Consider the following 18684-nt stretch of genomic DNA (forward strand, 5'->3'; position numbering starts at 1 on the left):
GTTTTTTCTCCTTTATAGTATTAATTGTCCATTAAAATGGTAAATCATCATCTGAAATGTCCAATGGATTGGTTGCTCCAAATGGATTTTCAGAACGTGAAAAGTCTGGTACTGGGTTTGCAGGTGCTGATTGACCAGCAGTTGGTGCAGAATAAGCTCCACCTGTATGTCCTTCACGCACTCCGCGGCTTTCCAACATTTGGAAATTCTCAGCCACGACTTCTGTTACGTAGACACGTTGTCCTTGCTGGTTATCGTAACTACGAGTCTGGATACGGCCTGTGATCCCGATAAGAGAGCCTTTCTTAGCCCAGTTAGCAAGATTTTCAGCCTGTTGGCGCCACATAACGACATTGATGAAATCAGCCTCACGTTCGCCATTTTGACTCTTAAATGTACGGTTTACTGCAAGAGTAAAAGTCGCAACTGCTACATTTGATGGGGTATAACGTAACTCAGCGTCACGTGTCATACGCCCTACAAGTACAACATTGTTAATCATAATTTACCTTCTTACGCGTCAAGTTTGACGATCATGTGACGAAGAATGTCAGCGTTGATTTTTGAAAGACGGTCAAACTCTTTAAGAGCTGCGTCGTCGTTTGCTTCAACGTTAACGATGTGGTAAAGTCCTTCACGGAAATCTTGGATTTCGTATGCAAGACGACGTTTTTCCCATGATTTTGATTCAACAACAGTTGCACCGTTGTCAGTCAAGATAGAGTCAAAACGTGCTACCAAAGCGTTTTTCGCTTCTTCTTCAATGTTTGGACGAATGATATAAAGAATTTCGTATTTAGCCATTGATATGTTCCTCCTTTTGGTCTAATGACCCCTAGTCTTTGCAAGGGGTAAGTGAGGTTTGCTCACAATAAACTATTATACTAGAAAAACTGATAGATAGCAAGATAAAAGTGAAAAAAGAAGATGAAATCATCTTCTTTTTACTAGTTTATGGTTTGATACGGTGCAACATACGTGGGAATGGAATGGCTTCACGGATATGCTTAGTACCAGCTACAAAGGTTACCATACGCTCGATACCGATACCGAAGCCACCATGTGGAACTGTTCCATACTTACGAAGATCCAGGTAGAATTCATATTCTGTCGTATCCATACCAAGATCATTCATCTTAGCAACAAGAGCATCGTAGTCTTCCTCACGCATAGAACCACCGATGATTTCACCGTAGCCTTCTGGAGCTAGCAAGTCTGCACAGAGGACGCGGTCTGGATTTCCAGGAACTGGCTTCATGTAGAAAGCCTTGATGGCTACTGGGTAGTTCACGACAAAGGTTGGTACACCAAAGTGGTTGGAAATCCATGTTTCATGTGGCGAACCAAAGTCATCTCCATGTTCAAGATGCTCATAATCTGCATCTTCATCATTTTCATGAGCTTGCAAAAGGTCAATCGCTTCATCATAGCTAACACGTTTGAAAGGCTCTGCAATATAGCGTTTCAAGAGATCTGTATCACGTTCCAAGGTTTCCAAGGCTTGAGGCGCACGATCAAGGACACCTTGAAGAAGAGCTTTCACATAAGCTTCTTGCAAGTCAAGTGACTCATCGTGTGTCAAGTAAGAGTACTCTGCGTCCATCATCCAGAACTCAGTCAAGTGACGGCGCGTTTTTGATTTTTCAGCACGGAATACTGGACCAAAGTCAAATACACGACCAAGAGCCATAGCCCCTGCTTCTAGGTAAAGCTGACCAGATTGACTCAAGTAGGCTGGCGTTCCGAAGTAGTCTGTTTCAAAGAGTTCTGTTGAATCTTCAGCCGCGTTTCCTGAAAGAATTGGGCTATCAAATTTCATGAAGCCGTTCTTGTCGAAAAACTCATAAGTTGCATAGATGATAGCGTTACGGATTTGCATCACCGCTACTTGCTTACGAGAGCGGAGCCACAAGTGACGGTTGTCCATCAAGAAGTCTGTTCCGTGTTCTTTTGGTGTGATTGGGTAGTCTTGAGATTCACCGATGACTTCGATGTCTGTGATATCGAGCTCATAGCCAAACTTAGAACGTTCGTCTTCTTTGACAATCCCTGTCACATAAACAGAAGTTTCTTGGCTTAGACGTTTAATCGTATCAAACTTCTCTAGCCCCACTTCTTCACCAAATTTTTCTACAAAGTTTGGTTTGAAGGCTACACCTTGGAAGAAGGCTGTTCCATCACGCAATTGCAAGAAGGCAATTTTCCCTTTTCCTGATTTGTTGGCAACCCAGGCTCCGATGGTCACTTCTTGACCAACGTAGTCTTTTACATCGATAATTGTTACACGTTTTGTCATAATCTATCTTCCTTTTTTCGTTTAACTTGTCCGAAGACATCATTACCCACTATTTTACCATAAATAGACTGTGATAGCTAGGTTCTACTAGAGAAAAATCGCGAGATTTTCGTTACAAAAAATCTTCGCTAAAAAGGCGAAGATTCTAAGTTTTATTTTTCCATAAATTGATGCAAACGACGAATAGCTTCTTTTAATGTATCCAAGTCTGTGGCATAGCTGAGACGAACATTTTCTGGTGCTCCAAATCCAGCTCCCGTAATCAAGGCCAGTCCGACTTCTTCGAGAATAGCCGTTGTAAACTCTGTCACATCGGTATAACCCTTCATTTCCATCGCTTTTTTAACATTTGGGAAAAGATAGAAGGCACCTTGGGGCTTGACAACTTCAAATCCTGGGACTTGGCACAAGAGAGGATAAATGGTATTCAACCGTTCCTCAAATGCTTGACGCATGGTTTCAACAGAGTCTTGCGGTCCAGTTAGGGCTTCAATGGTAGCATATTGTGATACAGCAGTCAGGTTGGAGGTCGTTTGTCCTGTTAGTTTGCTCATGGCAGCAATAATTTCAGGATTTCCCACAGCATAACCTACCCGCCAACCAGTCATGGCATAGGCCTTAGATACACCGTTAATCACGATGGTTTGCTTGCGAATGGCTTCTGACAGACTAGAAATTGGAACAAATTCGTTCCCGTTATAAACCAAACGACCATAAATATCATCTGCTAAGATAAGGACATCATGCGCAACAGCCCAATTTCCGATAGCCAAGAGTTCCTCACGAGAGTAAATCATACCGGTCGGATTCGATGGTGAATTGAGAACTAAGATCTTGGTCTTATCTGTTCGCGCTGCTTCTAGCTGCTCTACTGTTACTTTAAAGTGATTGTCTTCCTTTGCCTGGACAAAGACTGGCACTCCTTCTGCCATTTTGACCTGGTCTCCATAGCTGACCCAGTATGGTGTAGGAATAATGACCTCATCACCTGGATTGACCACAGCCATAAAGAAGGTGTAGAGAGAGAACTTAGCACCAGTGGCAAAGGTAACCTCGTTAGCCGCTACGGAATACCCATAGTAGCGTTCAAAATAGGTATTAACCGCCGCTTTTAACTCTGGTAGGCCTGAAGCAACTGTATAGAAGGAAGCACGTCCATCTCGAATCGCTCCTACCGCTGCCTCCTGAATGTTTTCAGGAGTATGAAAATCAGGCTGTCCCAAGGTTAAGAAAAGAACATCTTTTCCCTGAGCTTTTAATGCTTTGGCTCTTGCATCACTGGCTAGAGTGACGCTTTCTTCCATTTCTAGTACACGTTTGGATAGTTTCATATGCCCTCCTTATTGGATCACTGCTCCTGTTTCAAAGTCAACCAGATAGTACTGGTTTCCTGACTTAACTTCCCAAATCGGCTTATCCTGATAACGACCAAAAGTAATCTTGTCAATGTCGCTAGCTCCTTTTTCCCTCGAAATCGTCACTGCCTTGTCTTGAGAAATCCCCTTATCAAGCTGATAAACATAAATCTTGTGGTCATTCTTTTCAATCAGTACGGCAATGGCCTCTTGCTTTTTATTATGTCCCAGAACACTGTAATAGCCCTCTAGACCATTGTAGAAATCAACCTGATCTGCCTTTTCCAATTCTGCATACTGCTTGGCCAGTTTTTCTCCCTCAAGTCTAGCATCTTGATAGGGTTTCATGCTGAGTGATATCAGATAAAGGAATGAAGTCGTCATGACTAGTACTACCAGAGCAATGCCGATTCCATATTGTATAAGTAGCTTGTTTTTTGCTTTTTTCTGTCTTAGTTTCACTCGTCTATTTTACCATCTCTCCTTCTTTATTACAAGTGAAGACGGGAACATTCTAAGATTCTTTTCCTATAAAATGTAAGTTCTTGTTTTTCTCTCTCATTATTGATAAAATAGCCTTATGAAACAATATTTGAAAGAGAAAATTTCCGATAATCAATTAGACTTAAAAACAGCTATCGTCCTCAATAAAGCCATACGAACTTTTAAACCTTATGAAGCCAAAGCTGCTAAAGAACACGGGCTAACACCCACCCAATTTTCAGTTTTGGAAACCCTCTATAGCAAGGGGGAACTACGCATTCAGGATTTGATTGAAAAAATGTTAGCCACTTCTGGAAACATGACTGTCGTCATTCGAAATATGGTTCGAGATGGGTGGATTTCTAGAACTTGCGACCCCAAGGATCGTCGATCCTTTTTCCTGAAATTAACACCTGCAGGACGCAGAAAAATCGAAGAGGTTCTTCCTGACCATATCGATTCTATCGTAGAAGCACTCAGCATCTTGGAAGATGGCGAAAAGGAAGACTTAATCCGCATTTTAAAAAAATTTAAAAATTTGTGAGCAAAATTATTGCTAATTAGTATCATTTGTTGTAACATAGATGGTAACAAAAGAGTTCGCTCTTTAAATTTTTTACTAAAGGAGACACATCATGTCTAAAAAAGTATTATTTATCGTCGGTTCACTACGCCAAGGTTCTTTCAACCACCAAATGGCCCTCGAAGCTGAAAAAGCACTTGCTGGTAAAGTAGAAGTTAGCTATCTTGATTACTCAGCTGTTCCTCTCTTCAGCCAAGATTTGGAAGTTCCAACTCATCCAGCTGTAGCTGCTGCTCGTGAAGCAGTCCTTGCTGCGGATGCTATCTGGATCTTCTCTCCAGTCTACAACTTCTCTATCCCTGGAACCGTGAAAAACTTGCTTGACTGGCTCTCTCGTGCCCTTGACTTGTCTGATACACGTGGCGTTTCTGCCCTCCAAGACAAGTTTGTTACTGTCTCATCTGTAGCCAATGCCGGTCACGATCAACTCTTTGCTATTTACAAAGACCTCTTGCCATTTATCCGTACACAAGTCGTTGGTGACTTTACAGCTGCTCGTGTCAATGACTCTGCTTGGGCAGACGGAAAATTGGTGTTAGAAGAAGCAACTGCTTCATCACTTGCAAAACAAGCTGACGACCTTCTTGCAGCCATCAACTAATCCAGCAAAAACCAGCTCGAATGAGCTGGTTTTATGCTTGTTTAACAAAGACGAGTTCTAAATCATTTGATAAATCAGGTCGGTAGTCAAAGCCTGCAAAACTGAGCTTGCGAGCTTGTTCGACTGTATGGATTTGCCCCTCTATCAAGGCGGTCAAAAAGGCACCACGGGCTTTTTTTGAAATGGTTGAGTGGATTTTCAACTGGCCTGCCTTGTCCTCCATAAATTTGAAGGTCACCATCTTTTCTCTAATTTCCTTCGAAAATACGGTTTCAAACTCTGATGATAGGAGTGAGAATATCAAGTCCTCGTCCTGAAGTGCCTCATCATAGGCTGATTTCCAATGAGTCTTTAGGGTTTTTCTAGCCACTTTTAACTTCATCAAGAAGTCCAAACGGTGAGGAGCCATGGGAGATAAGGCAGGGACAACACCGTATAAAGCCGAGGTAATCAGGACATGATTTTCAAGATAGGTTTGTTCAGCCTCGGTTAACCCATCTCGTTTGATGTGGCGATACATGAGACCGTCAAAGAGTTTCAAGGCTGGATAATGCTTAGCCCTTCGATCTTTTAGAGCTTGAATATGGCTGTACTCTTCTTCTGCTTTCTCGGCAGATACCTTATAAAAAGTCTCTAATTCACTAGCTGAGTAGTGCGCCAGTGAGTCAAGAACTGCCTGACTTTCTTCCCTCAAGGGAAGCGCTTCGATACAAGGATGGTTTGTGTTCATTTCTTTTGCTGTTGGGATTAAAATTTTCATATTGTTAGTGTAGCATATTTTTCAATCACGACCAAGAATTTCATCTTAAAAACCTCGGTTCACACCGAGGTTTCTCTGTTTATTTTGGCCATTCTAACCAGATAGCCACGAGAACAAGGGCTGTGCCAGCTAAGCTTGTTAAGATAGATAAGAATTTATCTTTTTTCTCCTTGAACTGAGAAAACCTATTTTTATACTCAATGAAAATCAAAGAGCAAACTAGGAAGCTAGCCGCAGGCAGTACTTGAGTACGGCAAGGCGACGCTGACGTAGTTTGAATTTGATTTTTGAAGAGTATTATTGTACTTTAAAGGTCTTGAGATAATTATCTTTTCCAACTTGACCTTCAAAGGATTGGCCATTTTCAAGGTAAGGAAGGTCATCTGATACGGAAGCCTTGACCTTATAAATCTTCCCATCAACTTTAAAGAAGTAGACGGTATCCCCCTTGATGACAGCTGATTTAAGATCTGAAACCACTCCCTTGATGTTTTCTACCGTTTCATTATCCAGGTCGAGGTCATTTTTATTGGCATACTTGCTGAGGAGTTCATCTACCGTAGTTGCTACGATGACATTTTGATACTCCACGGCATCGACCAATGCATACTCCTTGACCAAGCCTGCGTTATCTTTCAAGCCCATGATATAAAGAGGCTTGTCATTGAGATTGACAAGAATAGGGAAGGTAGCCTTGTAGGCCTTCTCTTGCACTGCTCCCTCTGCAGAAGCACGGGCTGATTCTTCGGTTGCTGATGCTAGATTGTACTTGGTGATTTCACCAGTGCGCATATTTTCAAGGATAAATCCTAGATTACTTTCGTCAGCGTTGGCTGAAGTCACCCCAGTGTAGAGATAAATGTCATTTCCGATAGAAAGATAGTTATAGCCTTCTGTCGTTTGGGTAACGTTTTTCTTAGAAATCAAGGCATTCCAGAAGCCGTCTTTATACTTACCGTTGTAGTTGATTTGTTCGATGGTTTCTTCTGCTGGATAGACACGATCCACCCATTCTGGGACTTCATCCAAGCTGTATTCCTTGGTTTCTCCATTGGTGGCGTCTAAGATAATAACAGACGAAGGACGAGGGACTCCTAGACCAAACTGTTTTTGATAAACGGTTGCTACATAGTAAGGATTGCCTTCATCATCCACCTCAAAGGAAGGCGTTTTAAAAATCTTGGTTGGGTACTTGATCCGAAGATGACGTTTGACGTCTCGGTTAAAATACTCAGAGTCTGAATACTTCATTGGCGTTTTTAAATCCACCAATTCCGCATTTCCTGTCACCATATCAACCTTGATATACTCGCCAATTCCCTTGGACTGATTATTAAACCATTTGATCGGGTCGGCATACTCCAAAGGTGTAACCCGATAGGGCTTGCCATCAACCGTCAACTGGGTATAAGTATCTGCTGCTACGTACTGGGAGACCTTATCCGTCAGAGAGCCTAGATAACGGTCTCCAATCTTTTCGGCGGTACTCCGATCTAGGATTGGAACCTTGCTGGTATCACTCTTGGGAAAATCTTTAAAATCTTTTTCTGTGATAGATACCACATTAGCATAATTTTTTGCTTGGAAAAAGCTAGAGGTTACCAGGCTTACCAGACCAGCAAGGGCAAAGATGATACCTGCAGCCAGAAACAATCCTCTACTAAGTTTGGTAAAAAGGAATCCTTCTAGATTGAGATCTTTGGTAGCCTTGCCATGGCGTAGGTGAACAGTTTTGAGGAGATTGGTATCCTTGCGGAAACTAAACAAAATCCCCATCACCACCAAATGCCCACAGAGAAAGAAGATGAATTCCCAACTAGTCAGATTGAAGGGTGGTAAAAAGATATACCAAGTCGTTGCGATAAAAACAAGTTCAAATAGTATGCGTTTCATCTGAATTCCTCCTAAATAATCCGTCCTTCCAAATGATCCAGTTCATGTTGGCATATCTGAGCTGGAAAGCCTGTTAACGTAATGGTCTGTTCCTGCCACTTGCTATCGCGATAGGAAACCGTAATCGTTTCATAACGAGTCGTCGTTCGAACCCCAGTCAAAGACAAACAACCTTCCTCTGTCTCGTAAGGTCCTTTATAGGAAAGGAGAATGGGGTTAAACATAACCATGGGAACTAGACCAAGATTAAAGATAATCACGCGCTTCTGCACACCAATCATATTAGCCGCCAGACCGACACAGGTCTCTCGATTAGCCAGCAGGGTATCCTGCAAATCCTTAGCCAGATAAAGGTCTTCTTGACTTGCAGCTTTCGAGACCTGCGACAAGAATAAGACATCTCGGACAATTCTCTTTTCCATTCTCTTACGCTCCTTACAACTTTACTTTATTATAGCACAAAAGGGGGCAACTTCTAGTCCTTTCCCTCAAATGCAAAAAAAGCCATCCGAAGATGACTTTCTTTTTAAATCGCGTTCTTATCAAGACCAAGTTTACGTTGAACAAACTTGACGATTTCGACGATGATAATCATTGAGAAGCTTCCAGCTAGAACAATGGCCCATTGTGACAAGTCTAGTTTGGTTACGTGGAAGATTCCTTCAAGCGGTTCTACAACGATGGTCGCCATCAGAAGGATGAAGGATACCAAGATGGACCAGTTAAAGGTCTTAGACTTGAATGGGCCAACTGTCAAGATGGATTGGTAAACAGACTTGACATTGTAGGCATGGAATAGTTGAATCAAACCGAGTGTTGCAAAGGCCATAGTAAGGGCATCCGCATGAATGGCATGATTGTCACCCACATGAACTGGGTAAGCAATTGCAAGTCCATAAACACTCATAACAATAGCTGCTTGGAGTACACCTTGATAGATGATAGAACTCAAAACACCACCTGAGAAGAAGCTTGCCTTTCGTCCACGTGGTTTATGATTCATGACACCAGGCTCAGCAGGTTCAACACCAAGAGCGATAGCTGGGAAGGTATCTGTTACCAAGTTGATCCACAAAAGATGAACTGGCTGCAAGACGTCCCAACCAAACAAGGTTGATAAGAAGATAGTTAATACTTCAGCAGTATTGGCAGAAAGTAAGTACTGAATAGTCTTTTGAATGTTTGAGAAGACCTTACGTCCTTCTTCAACTGCGACGATAATAGTCGCAAAGTTATCATCTGCAAGAATCATGTCAGAAGCCCCCTTAGAAACCTCTGTACCAGTGATTCCCATACCGATACCGATATCGGCTGTTTTCAGAGCTGGCGCATCATTAACACCGTCACCTGTCATAGCAACAACCTTACCTTGTTTTTGCCAAGCCTTGACGATACGAACCTTGTGTTCTGGAGACACACGGGCATAAACAGAGTATTGACCAACTACTTTTTCAAAGTCTTCATCTGACAGTTCGTTGAGCTCAGCACCAGTTAAAACGTGGCCTTCTGTATCATTTGCATCAATAATTCCCAAACGTTTGGCAATAGCTTCTGCAGTATCTTGATGGTCACCCGTAATCATGATTGGACGGATTCCAGCTTCCTTAGCGACACGAACAGCTTCTGCCGCTTCGGCACGCTCAGGGTCAATCATACCGATCAATCCAGTAAAGACCAAGTTGTTTTCAAGCTCTTCAGAAGTCAGGTTTTCTGGAATGCTGTCTACAATCTTATAAGCACCCGCAAGAACACGCAAGGCTTGGTGAGCCATTTCAGAGTTGTTTGTGTGAATTAAGTCATTAACTTTCTCATCAATCGGAGCAACATCTCCAGCCTTATCACGAGCAACACAACGTTTCAAAAGTTGGTCTGGAGCCCCTTTGACTGCTACGAGGAATTTACCATCTGGCAATGGGTGAACCGTTGACATGAGTTTACGATCTGAGTCAAATGGTAACTCAGCTACACGAGGATATTTCTCTAAAAATCCTTTAACATCATAGCCCTTGTCCAAGGCATACTGGATGAAGGCTGTTTCCGTTGGATCCCCGATCAGGTTTCCTTCTGCATCAATCTTAGTATCATTAGCCAAAACAACAGAACGAAGAAGAGGCATTTCAAGACCTAGTTCAATGTCATCAGCTGAATCATGTAGTACTGCATCATAGAAGACTTTTTCGACTGTCATCTTGTTCATGGTAAGCGTACCAGTCTTATCAGAAGCGATGATTTCAGTTGAACCAAGTGTTTCTACTGCTGGCAACTTACGAACGATAGAGTTTCGTTTTGCCAAAACTTGAGTACCAAGGGCAAGAACGATGGTCACGATAGCAGGAAGTCCTTCTGGGATGGCTGCAACAGCAAGCGCAACAGAGGTCATCAACTCACCAAGTGGATTTTTACCTTGAATGAAGACTCCGACTACAAAAGTAACAAGGGCAATGACCAAAATTGCATAGGTCAAGACCTTAGAAAGGTTATTCAAGTTTTGTTTGAGTGGTGTATCCGTCTCATCCGCATCTTGGAGCATGCCAGCGATATGACCAACTTCCGTGTACATACCTGTATTGACAACAACACCAAGACCACGACCATAAGTCACGTTTGAGTTTTGGAAGGCCATATTGACACGATCACCAATACCAGCATCTGCAGAGAGCTCGACGGTCAAGTCTTTTTCGACTGGAACAGACTCACCTGTTAGGGCTGCTTCTTCGATTTTAAGTGAATTAGCTTCTAGCAAACGTAGGTCCGCTGGTACGACGTCACCTGCTTCAAGAGCAACGATATCACCTGGCACCAATTCTTTTGAGTCAATCTCAGCCATGTGCCCATCACGGATAACACGTGCAGCTGGACTAGACATAGACTTGAGGGCTTCGATGGCTTCTTCTGCTTTTCCTTCTTGGTAAACACCAAAGGCTGCGTTGATGATAACAACTGCTAGAATAATGATGGCATCTGCAATATCTTCCCCACCAGAAGTTATGACAGACAAGATGGCTGCAGCCACCAAAATAATAATCATCAAATCCTTAAACTGTTCGATGAATTTAACCAAGAGAGATTTTTTCTCACCCTCTTCGAGTTCATTGCGCCCATATTCAGCTAGGCGTTTCTGCGCTTCGCTTGACGAAAGGCCTTGCTCAGTTGCTTCAACCGACTTCAAGACTTCTTCGGGACTTTGAGTATAAAACGCTTGGCGTTTTTGTTCTTTTGACATGTGTCTCCTCCTTGACATTGTGTGCAAAACAAGTTCTCTTTTAGTTTTATGACAAACAAAAAGAGACCTGTTAATCATAACAAGTCTCGCTGTTTAAGATAGCGCCGGAAAAAATACTTTGCAGTATAAAATTCGGAATGACGACACTATCACAGGTTTCTGCCAGCTACTCCCTTGAGTAGTACTATTATATCAAAATTTGAAAAGTTTTCAAGGGTTAAAATCAGATGAAACAAGACTAAATTTGAATTTTCCCTTGAAAACCAGTATAATGGTAGAATACTATATGACTAGAAAGGAAGCCCGATGAATCAATCCATGTCAAATCTCAAATTGGCAGAACGTGGAGCCATTATCAGCATTTCAACCTACCTCCTCTTGTCTGCAGCAAAATTGGCAACTGGCCACCTCCTGCATTCTTCCAGTTTGGTAGCGGATGGTTTCAACAACGTATCCGATATTATCGGAAATGTTGCTCTCTTGATTGGGATTCGGATGGCCCGCCAACCTGCAGACCGTGACCATCGCTTTGGTCACTGGAAAATCGAAGATTTGGCTAGCTTGATCACTTCCATCATCATGTTCTATGTTGGCTTCGATGTTCTTCGGGACACCTTTCAGAAAATCCTAAGTCGAGAACAAACTCCCATTGATCCTTTGGGTGCAACTCTAGGAATCATTTCAGCAGCAGTCATGTTCGCAGTTTATCTCTATAATACTCGTCTCAGTAAGAAATCCAAATCCAAGGCCCTCAAGGCTGCCGCCAAGGACAATCTTTCCGATGCTGTCACCTCGCTGGGGACTTCCATTGCCATCCTAGCCAGCAGTTTCAATTATCCAATCGTGGATAAACTGGTCGCTATCATTATCACTTTCTTTATCTTAAAAACAGCCTATGATATCTTTATCGAGTCTTCCTTCAGTCTTTCGGATGGTTTTGATGACCGTCTGCTAGAGGACTACCAAAAGGCCATCATGGAGATTCCAAAGATTAGTAAGGTCAAGTCCCAAAGAGGGCGTACCTACGGTAGCAATATCTATCTTGATATCACGCTGGAGATGAATCCTGATCTATCAGTCTATGAAAGTCACGAAATAGCAGACCAGGTCGAATCCATGCTGGAAGAACGATTTGGTGTTTTTGATACTGATATCCATATCGAGCCAGCTCCCATACCTGAGGACGAAATTTTGGACAATGTCTATAAAAAACTACTCATGCGCGAGCAATTGATCGACCAAGGCAATCAATTAGAAGAACTCCTTGCTGAGGACTTTCTCTATATCCGTCAAGATGGAGAGCAGATGGATAAAGAGGCTTATAAGTCTGAAAAAGAACTTAGTGCTACGATTAAGGACATTCAGATTACCTCCATTAGTCAGAAAACCAAGCTCATTTGCTATGAGTTAGATGGTATCGTCCACACCAGTATCTGGCGTCGCCATGAGACTTGGCAAAATATCTTCCACCAGGAAACAAAAAAAGAAGACAAAGAGTAACCCTATCCAGTGGATAGGGCTTTTTGATTGATTGTCTTTAAGCTAAACGGGCTTATAGATATTTGGAAGATTTGCTTTTCGAAGCTTGTGTTGTCTGTTTTCTTGCTTGACGATTTTGTTCGATACGCCATTCTCTTTCATAGTACTTCATGGTCTTGTATACCCTTTCAGGAAGACCTATATCTAGTAGAAAGATAGGGATGATCAAATCTGCTGACGGATGAAAAGGGAAACACCTTCTCTTCAGTAGGACTATAAGTGATTGGGATTTCGCATTTTCCTTGTTTTTAAAATAGACTTCAATCCGATAAGAATCCCTATACTTCCCTCGAATCCGAGAAAAGGAAAACTCTTCTACATCTGTCCAAGCATAGAAACGACTGGGTTTCTTTGGGTTTGGTTTGTAGTAAAACCCCTCGACAGTACAGCTCAAATATTCCTTATCGGAACTTAACAGCCTGTATGTCTGATAAACAACTACTCCAGCACAAAAGAGGACAAGCAGTATTAATAACAGACTTATCGTATGAAGTCTGGTTCCCTTTTGCGAGTACAAATGGAGATAAGAGAGAGGTAGTAAGAAAAAAAGCACTGAAGTCAAGCCAAACAAGGCATTCCAAATGATTTTCTTGGGACTACGTTTAATGACTTTTTCTTCCATCATGCCAACTCACTTAAATATTCATAACGTTCGTATTTTTCAAGGAGTTCTTCGTTTTTCTCATCCAGTTCTTTTTGAAGCGTCGCCAGTTTGCCAAAGTCAGAACCATTTGCCTGCATCTCCTCTTCAATAACAGCGATACGATTTTCCAAGGCTTCAATATCTCCTTCAATGCTTGCCCACTCCTGCTTTTCTTGGTAGGTCATACGTTTCTTGTCTTCTCGAATCTTGACCACTTTCTCCTTTTCTGCCTTTTGCACTTGATTGACCATATCAGTTTCAAAGGCTTTTTCATCAAGGTAGTCGGTGTAATGACCAAAGAAAGGACGAATCTTGCCATCTTCAAAAGCGAGAATCTTGGTCGCTACCTTATCCAAAAAATAACGGTCGTGGCTAACTGTCAAGACAGGGCCTGCAAAGCTCTGCAAGAAATTCTCCAAAACTGTCAAGGTTGCAATGTCCAAATCATTTGTCGGCTCGTCCAAAAGAAGAACATTTGGTTTTTCCAAGAGCAATTTGAGAAGGTAGAGGCGTTTTTTCTCTCCACCAGACAATTTCTCAATCAGGGTTCCATGCGTCGAACGTGGGAAGAGGAACTGCTCCAGCAACTCAGCGATGGAAGTCGTAGAACCACCACTGGTCTTTACCTCTTCTGCTACTTCCTGCAGGTAATTGATAACGCGTTTGCTTTCATCCAACCCTTCGATTTGTTGAGAGAAATAGGCGATACGAACGGTTTCCCCAATCACAACTTGACCTTTAGTCGGATCAAGACTTCCTGCAATCAGATTAAGCAGAGTTGACTTCCCGACACCGTTGTCCCCAACGATTCCGATACGGTCTTTAGCTTGCACCAAGAGACTAAAATCTTGCAAAATGGGCTTGTTCTCATAAGCAAAGGAAACATTCTGAAACTCGATGACTTTTTTCCCAATCCGACTGGTTTCAAAGTTCATGGTTAAGTCTGTTTCAGCAACGCCACCTGAAACTTCCTTTTTCAAATCGTGGAAACGATTGATACGAGCTTGTTGCTTGGTCGCACGCGCCTGCGGTTGTCTGCGCATCCAGGCCAGTTCTTGTTTGTAGAGTTGTTCTTTCTTGTGGAGAAGGGCAGCGTCACGCTCATCTTGTTCAGCCTTGAGGCGAACATAGTCCTGATAATTTCCCTGATACTCGGTCAAGCCTGCTCGGTCCAACTCGAAAATCCGCGTTGATAGTGCATCTAGGAAATAACGATCGTGGGTGATAAAGAGAACTGTCTTCTTAGAATTTTTCAAAAAGAGGGTCAACCACTCAATGGTCGTAATGTCCAGATGGTTGGTCGGCTCGTCTAGTAACAAGAGGTCGTGGTTTCCTAGGAGAACTTGCGCCAACTGAACCCGTCTTCTTAGACCACCTGACAATTCACCAACTGGAGTCGACAAGTCCTGAATACCCAGCTTGCTGAGGACCGTCTTGACCTGGCTTTCAATTTCCCAGGCTTGGAGAGAGTCCATCTCTGCCATGACCCGTTCCAAACGAGCCTGCTTGTCCTCACTGTAGTTGAGCATGATCAACTCATACTCACGAATCAACTGGATTTCCTTGAGGTCGCTGGACAGAACCGTATCCAAGACCGTCTTGCTATCATCAAAATCAGGATCCTGGGTCAAGTAGCCAATCTTATAGTCATTCTTTGCCGAAAAGGGACTGACATCCCCATCAAAGCCAGAAACGCCAGAAAGGACGTCTAAAAGGGTAGTCTTACCCGTTCCATTGACACCAATTAGACCAATTCTGTCTAGGTCATGGATGATAAAGGAAATATCCTTAAAAACGGTCTTGTCACCGACGGATTTACTTAGTTTTTCAACAATAAAATCACTCATTTTTTCTCCCTCAGGTAAGCATGGATTGCTTGACGGTCGTTTTCCAACTCTCCATCGACAATGGCAAACTCAATCTCTGTTAAAATCTCTCCCAAGTCTGGTCCTGGCTGGTAACCATATTCCTTAATCAAAATTCCACCATTAATCTGGATTTCTTTCTTATCATGAATGGTCAAACTATGGTAAGTTTCTTTGATGTTTTGTGGATTGACTTCTTTCCCTTGAGCCTGACGAAGACTTTCGGCTTGTAGAAGGGAATCCAAGTCAAAGCGGTAACAATCGCGCTTGCTCAGTTCTCCTTCTTCTCGCAAAGCCAAAATGGTCAGCAACCCCTGAACCTGCTTGGCAAACTGGCGTGAGGTTTTCCATGCCTTCAAAAATGGCTGTGCATCTTTAATCTCCAAAGCCCACAATAGAGCCGCCCAGGCTTGTTCAGAAGATTCAAAGGTGAAATCCGCCTCTAAATCAAACAATTTTTGAAGCTTTTCTCGACTGGCTGCCATATCAGGGAGATAATCATAAGCTTGACTCTCAATCATGGAAGACAGACCAACTCGCCAAAAAGGTGCCAGCAAGAGCTTATCAAACTCAACAAAGGTTCGCTCCACAGAAATTTTCTCCAAGAGTGGCGTCAAAGTCTTCATCGCTTCAAATGTTTCTTGCTCAAGTTCAAAACCAAGACTGGCCTGAAAACGAAAACCACGCATAATGCGCAAAGCATCTTCATTGAAACGTTCACTAGCCACTCCAACTGCTCGCAAGACTTGGTTTTTCAAATCTTCTAAACCATGGAACAAGTCAATAATTTCGCCTGTCTCATCCAAGGCAAAGGCATTAACTGTGAAATCACGGCGCTTGAGGTCCTCTTCTAGCGAACGCACAAAGAAAACCGCACTGGGTCTGCGATAGTCTACATAGACATCCTCTGTTCGAAAGGTGGTTACCTCATACTCCTCGTCCCCATCTAAAACCAAGACGGTTCCGTGCTCGATTCCGATGTCAGCTGTGCGAGGGAAAATCTGCTTGGTTTCTTCTGGATAAGAAGACGTCGCGATGTCCACATCATGGATGGGGCGATTGAGTAGGGCATCTCTGACGGAGCCCCCAACAAAATAGGCCTCAAAGCCTGCTTCTTTAATTTTTTCTAATACTGGTAAAGCCTTCTGAAATTCAGAAGGCATTTGCGTTAATCTCATAATAAGTGTTCTAATCCATAGACAAGCTCATGACGCTTGACAACTTCTTTGATTCCCAAATTGACCCCTGTCATGAAGGAGCTACGGTCATAGGAGTCATGACGGAGGGTCAATCCTTCTCCCTGATTGCCAAAGATGACTTCCTGATGGGCTACCAAGCCTGGTAGACGGACTGAATGGATGCGCATACCATCAAAATCAGCACCACGGGCACCAGCAATCAATTCTTCCTCATCAGGCGCACCTTGCTGGATTGATTCCCGAACTTCCGCCATCAACTCAGCTGTTTTAATAGCTGTTCCACTCGGAGCATCCTTTTTCTTGTCATGATGGAGCTCGATAATCTCCACATTTGGGAAATATTTGGCAGCCTGCGCCGCAAATTGCATCAGCAAGACAGCTCCCAAGGCAAAGTTAGGGGCAATCAAGCCACCCAAATCTTGTTCACGGGAAAATGCTTTTAGTTCTGCAATTTCTTCACTAGTGAAGCCTGTTGTTCCTACGACTGGAGCAAAGCCATTTTCAAGAGCAAAGCGTGTATTTTCGTAGGCAACAGCTGGAGTTGTAAAATCTACCCAGACATCCGCTTCAAAACCAGCCAAGTCAACCTTATCATTGAAGACAGGAATTCCCTGCCACTCTGACTCAGACTCAAACGGATCCAAAACTGCGACTAAGTCCAAGTCTGGATCAGCCAAGACCATCTGACAAGCAGCTTGGCCCATCTTTCCCTTAAAACCGGCAATAATTACTCGAATACTCATCTCTACTCCTGTCTAAGATACAAAGCCTGCAAGAACACAAAGTGAAAATAGGAGTTCTGATCAAGGAGTGTCTACTCCTCGGAAGAACTATCTTTTTCACACAGTGTTCCAGGCGTGTTCAATTATCAAGATACAAAGGACGTTAGCTGTCCATGAAAAATAGGGAATGGCGCTGACTTTCCATGAAAGGCAAGACAGGCATCTTTTTTCAAGAGGCAGGTAGTCCGTGTTCAATTTCTAAGATACAAAGCTTGTAAGAACAATTTAGACGATTGGTGTATAGCTCAAGGCGATACTACCTTCTCCAAGGTGAGTCCCAATGACACTACCAAAGGTATCAATTGGAATCTCAGAATTCACACCACTCTCAATCAAGAGTTGGTGCAAATCTGCCGCCTTTTGAGGAGCGTTCCCATGAATGACTGTAATACGGTAGTCCCCATCTTTTGTCAACTCTTTGATGATTTCCACCAAACGTTTGGTTGCCTTCTTTTCCGTACGGACTTTTTCGTAAACTTCAATCACACCTTGGTCATTAAAATAAAGAATGGGCTTGATACTGAGAAGATTTCCTAGAATGGCCGCCCCATTTGACAGACGTCCTCCCTTAACCAAGTGATCAAGGTCATCTACTATGATAAATGCCGAGTTATCAGCGATTTGAATAGCCAATTTCTCCTGAATCTGAGCAAAATCATCGCCTTGTTCTGCCCATTCAAAGGCACTCTCCACCATAAATCCTAGAGGGGAACTTGTGATATGGGTATCTGGAAAGGCAATGGTCAAGCCATCATATTCATCCAACAGGTATTGGATGTTCTGATAAAAGCCTGAAATTCCTGACGAAAGAAAGAGTCCCAAGACATGGGTATAGCCTTCATCTTTCAAGGAACTTAGAATCTCATCCAATTTGGCAATACTTGGTTGACTAGTTTTAGGCAATTCTCCAGACTGAGCCATTTTTTGATAAAATTCCTCAGCAGTCAGATTGACACCTTCGACATACTCTTCCCCATCAATATTGACAGGAATATCCAAGATAAATAGATTCTCTCTTTGCAGCGTCTTCTCCTCTAAATAGGCTGAAGAATCTGTAATGACAGCTAATTTCATGACTAAAACTCCAAATTGATCCCTGGAAGATCCAAGGCAATTTCTGTTACTTCATACGTCAAACGATTGAGCATGTTCAAACATGGACGTGCCAAGGTTTCGACTTCTTCTTGGTTAAATTCGCTTGGTTCGTTGACAATTCGACCTTCCACATGGTTAACTTGAGAAATTGTTCCGCTGATGACAAATTTGTCAAAGACAATCATGAAACTCAAGATAACGACTAAAGAAGTCACTTGGTTTTCTTGGTCATGTTGGAGCAACTGAAAGTTCACGTCTACCTTAGTTTCAGGAGCTCCATTTTCATTTTCCCATTCAAAGTTACGAGCATCAAAGTGATACTGGCTAACAAATTCTTGTTCTCGTTTAAGATTCATTTTTCTCTCCC

Annotated in this window: 19 protein-coding genes; 3 read left to right on the plus strand and 16 right to left on the minus strand. The window is 42.7% G+C overall.

Annotation, left to right across the window (positions count from 1 at the left end; genetic code table 11):
- Positions 1–31: 31 nt before the first annotated feature.
- The 5 genes from ssbA to PCY17_RS01860 all read right to left on the minus strand — a co-directional run bounded on the left by ssbA (position 32) and on the right by PCY17_RS01860 (position 4113).
- The gene (gene ssbA / locus PCY17_RS01840) at positions 32–502 is read right to left on the minus strand and encodes a single-stranded DNA-binding protein SsbA (protein ID WP_000609596.1); all 471 of its coding nucleotides are present in this window, start codon (positions 500–502) and stop codon (positions 32–34) included.
- A gap of 11 nt (positions 503–513) precedes the next feature.
- A complete protein-coding gene (gene rpsF, locus PCY17_RS01845) occupies positions 514–804 on the minus strand; it encodes a 30S ribosomal protein S6 (protein ID WP_001151782.1) in 291 nt (96 codons plus the stop codon).
- 148 nt (positions 805–952) lie between these two features.
- On the minus strand, positions 953–2299 hold the full coding sequence (asnS, locus tag PCY17_RS01850; protein WP_161800723.1) for an asparagine--tRNA ligase: 1347 nt from the start codon (positions 2297–2299) through the stop codon (positions 953–955).
- Positions 2300–2448: 149 nt separating this feature from the next.
- The gene (locus tag PCY17_RS01855; RefSeq protein WP_000777451.1) at positions 2449–3627 is read right to left on the minus strand and encodes a pyridoxal phosphate-dependent aminotransferase; all 1179 of its coding nucleotides are present in this window, start codon (positions 3625–3627) and stop codon (positions 2449–2451) included.
- Between the two features lie 9 nt (positions 3628–3636).
- A complete protein-coding gene (locus tag PCY17_RS01860) occupies positions 3637–4113 on the minus strand; it encodes a DUF5590 domain-containing protein (protein ID WP_000776849.1) in 477 nt (158 codons plus the stop codon).
- Positions 4114–4231: 118 nt separating this feature from the next.
- On the opposite strand from PCY17_RS01860, the gene PCY17_RS01865 reads away from it, so the two are divergent.
- Positions 4232–4678 carry a MarR family winged helix-turn-helix transcriptional regulator gene (locus tag PCY17_RS01865; protein WP_000816318.1) on the plus strand — a complete coding sequence of 149 codons (447 nt, stop codon included), beginning with the start codon at positions 4232–4234 and terminating at the stop codon, positions 4676–4678.
- A gap of 91 nt (positions 4679–4769) precedes the next feature.
- Positions 4770–5318 (plus strand): NADPH-dependent FMN reductase, encoded by a 549-nt coding sequence (locus PCY17_RS01870; protein WP_000039644.1) that lies wholly within the window; start codon positions 4770–4772, stop codon positions 5316–5318.
- 31 nt (positions 5319–5349) lie between these two features.
- Here PCY17_RS01870 and yaaA read toward each other — a convergent pair whose 3' ends face one another.
- The 5 genes from yaaA to PCY17_RS01895 all read right to left on the minus strand — a co-directional run bounded on the left by yaaA (position 5350) and on the right by PCY17_RS01895 (position 11194).
- Complete coding sequence (gene yaaA / locus PCY17_RS01875; protein WP_000697798.1) at positions 5350–6078, minus strand: peroxide stress protein YaaA; 729 nt, start codon at positions 6076–6078, stop codon at positions 5350–5352.
- 79 nt (positions 6079–6157) lie between these two features.
- Positions 6158–6289: a DUF3953 domain-containing protein gene (locus PCY17_RS01880; protein WP_002879846.1), complete on the minus strand. Its 132-nt coding sequence runs from the start codon at positions 6287–6289 to the stop codon at positions 6158–6160.
- Between the two features lie 86 nt (positions 6290–6375).
- Positions 6376–7971: a hypothetical protein gene (locus PCY17_RS01885; RefSeq protein WP_084944182.1), complete on the minus strand. Its 1596-nt coding sequence runs from the start codon at positions 7969–7971 to the stop codon at positions 6376–6378.
- Positions 7972–7982: 11 nt separating this feature from the next.
- Positions 7983–8393 carry a peptide deformylase gene (locus tag PCY17_RS01890; RefSeq protein ID WP_000415395.1) on the minus strand — a complete coding sequence of 137 codons (411 nt, stop codon included), beginning with the start codon at positions 8391–8393 and terminating at the stop codon, positions 7983–7985.
- Positions 8394–8497: 104 nt separating this feature from the next.
- A complete protein-coding gene (locus PCY17_RS01895) occupies positions 8498–11194 on the minus strand; it encodes a cation-translocating P-type ATPase (protein ID WP_301391084.1) in 2697 nt (898 codons plus the stop codon).
- 306 nt (positions 11195–11500) lie between these two features.
- On the opposite strand from PCY17_RS01895, the gene mntE reads away from it, so the two are divergent.
- Entirely contained in the window at positions 11501–12694 is a 1194-nt protein-coding gene (mntE, locus tag PCY17_RS01900) for a CDF family manganese efflux transporter MntE (protein WP_301391085.1), read from the plus strand.
- Positions 12695–12746: 52 nt separating this feature from the next.
- Here mntE and PCY17_RS01905 read toward each other — a convergent pair whose 3' ends face one another.
- The 6 genes from PCY17_RS01905 to PCY17_RS01930 all read right to left on the minus strand — a co-directional run bounded on the left by PCY17_RS01905 (position 12747) and on the right by PCY17_RS01930 (position 18673).
- Complete coding sequence (locus PCY17_RS01905) at positions 12747–13358, minus strand: hypothetical protein (RefSeq protein ID WP_301391087.1); 612 nt, start codon at positions 13356–13358, stop codon at positions 12747–12749.
- Complete coding sequence (locus tag PCY17_RS01910; protein WP_301391088.1) at positions 13355–15223, minus strand: ABC-F family ATP-binding cassette domain-containing protein; 1869 nt, start codon at positions 15221–15223, stop codon at positions 13355–13357. Before PCY17_RS01910 ends, PCY17_RS01905 begins: the two co-directional genes overlap by 4 nt.
- Positions 15220–16419, minus strand: coding sequence for a CCA tRNA nucleotidyltransferase (locus tag PCY17_RS01915; RefSeq protein ID WP_301391089.1), 1200 nt, complete (start codon positions 16417–16419; stop codon positions 15220–15222). The genes PCY17_RS01910 and PCY17_RS01915 overlap by 4 nt, the downstream gene beginning before the upstream one ends.
- Positions 16416–17183, minus strand: a complete 768-nt coding sequence (gene dapB / locus PCY17_RS01920; protein ID WP_216728700.1) for a 4-hydroxy-tetrahydrodipicolinate reductase — start codon at positions 17181–17183, stop codon at positions 16416–16418. The genes PCY17_RS01915 and dapB overlap by 4 nt, the downstream gene beginning before the upstream one ends.
- 264 nt (positions 17184–17447) lie before the next feature.
- Positions 17448–18296: a DegV family protein gene (locus PCY17_RS01925; protein ID WP_000762161.1), complete on the minus strand. Its 849-nt coding sequence runs from the start codon at positions 18294–18296 to the stop codon at positions 17448–17450.
- Positions 18297–18298: 2 nt separating this feature from the next.
- On the minus strand, positions 18299–18673 hold the full coding sequence (locus PCY17_RS01930; protein WP_001050092.1) for a DUF1149 family protein: 375 nt from the start codon (positions 18671–18673) through the stop codon (positions 18299–18301).
- Positions 18674–18684 lie beyond the last annotated feature (11 nt).

This window comes from Streptococcus sp. SO2 (assembly GCF_030440025.1).

Bases quoted from the DNA above. Each gene is read 5' to 3' on its own strand.
- rpsF (WP_001151782.1), bottom strand. From the start codon at position 804: ATGGCTAAATACGAAATTCTTTATATCATTCGTCCAAACATTGAAGAA.
- PCY17_RS01925 (WP_000762161.1), bottom strand. From the start codon at position 18,296: ATGAAATTAGCTGTCATTACAGATTCTTCAGCCTATTTAGAGGAGAAG.
- yaaA (WP_000697798.1), bottom strand. From the start codon at position 6,078: ATGAAAATTTTAATCCCAACAGCAAAAGAAATGAACACAAACCATCCT.
- PCY17_RS01855 (WP_000777451.1), bottom strand. From the start codon at position 3,627: ATGAAACTATCCAAACGTGTACTAGAAATGGAAGAAAGCGTCACTCTA.
- mntE (WP_301391085.1), top strand. From the start codon at position 11,501: ATGAATCAATCCATGTCAAATCTCAAATTGGCAGAACGTGGAGCCATT.
- PCY17_RS01890 (WP_000415395.1), bottom strand. From the start codon at position 8,393: ATGGAAAAGAGAATTGTCCGAGATGTCTTATTCTTGTCGCAGGTCTCG.
- dapB (WP_216728700.1), bottom strand. From the start codon at position 17,183: ATGAGTATTCGAGTAATTATTGCCGGTTTTAAGGGAAAGATGGGCCAA.
- PCY17_RS01895 (WP_301391084.1), bottom strand. From the start codon at position 11,194: ATGTCAAAAGAACAAAAACGCCAAGCGTTTTATACTCAAAGTCCCGAA.
- PCY17_RS01885 (WP_084944182.1), bottom strand. From the start codon at position 7,971: ATGAAACGCATACTATTTGAACTTGTTTTTATCGCAACGACTTGGTAT.
- PCY17_RS01865 (WP_000816318.1), top strand. From the start codon at position 4,232: ATGAAACAATATTTGAAAGAGAAAATTTCCGATAATCAATTAGACTTA.
- ssbA (WP_000609596.1), bottom strand. From the start codon at position 502: ATGATTAACAATGTTGTACTTGTAGGGCGTATGACACGTGACGCTGAG.
- PCY17_RS01910 (WP_301391088.1), bottom strand. From the start codon at position 15,223: ATGAGTGATTTTATTGTTGAAAAACTAAGTAAATCCGTCGGTGACAAG.
- PCY17_RS01905 (WP_301391087.1), bottom strand. From the start codon at position 13,358: ATGATGGAAGAAAAAGTCATTAAACGTAGTCCCAAGAAAATCATTTGG.
- PCY17_RS01915 (WP_301391089.1), bottom strand. From the start codon at position 16,419: ATGAGATTAACGCAAATGCCTTCTGAATTTCAGAAGGCTTTACCAGTA.
- PCY17_RS01870 (WP_000039644.1), top strand. From the start codon at position 4,770: ATGTCTAAAAAAGTATTATTTATCGTCGGTTCACTACGCCAAGGTTCT.
- PCY17_RS01930 (WP_001050092.1), bottom strand. From the start codon at position 18,673: ATGAATCTTAAACGAGAACAAGAATTTGTTAGCCAGTATCACTTTGAT.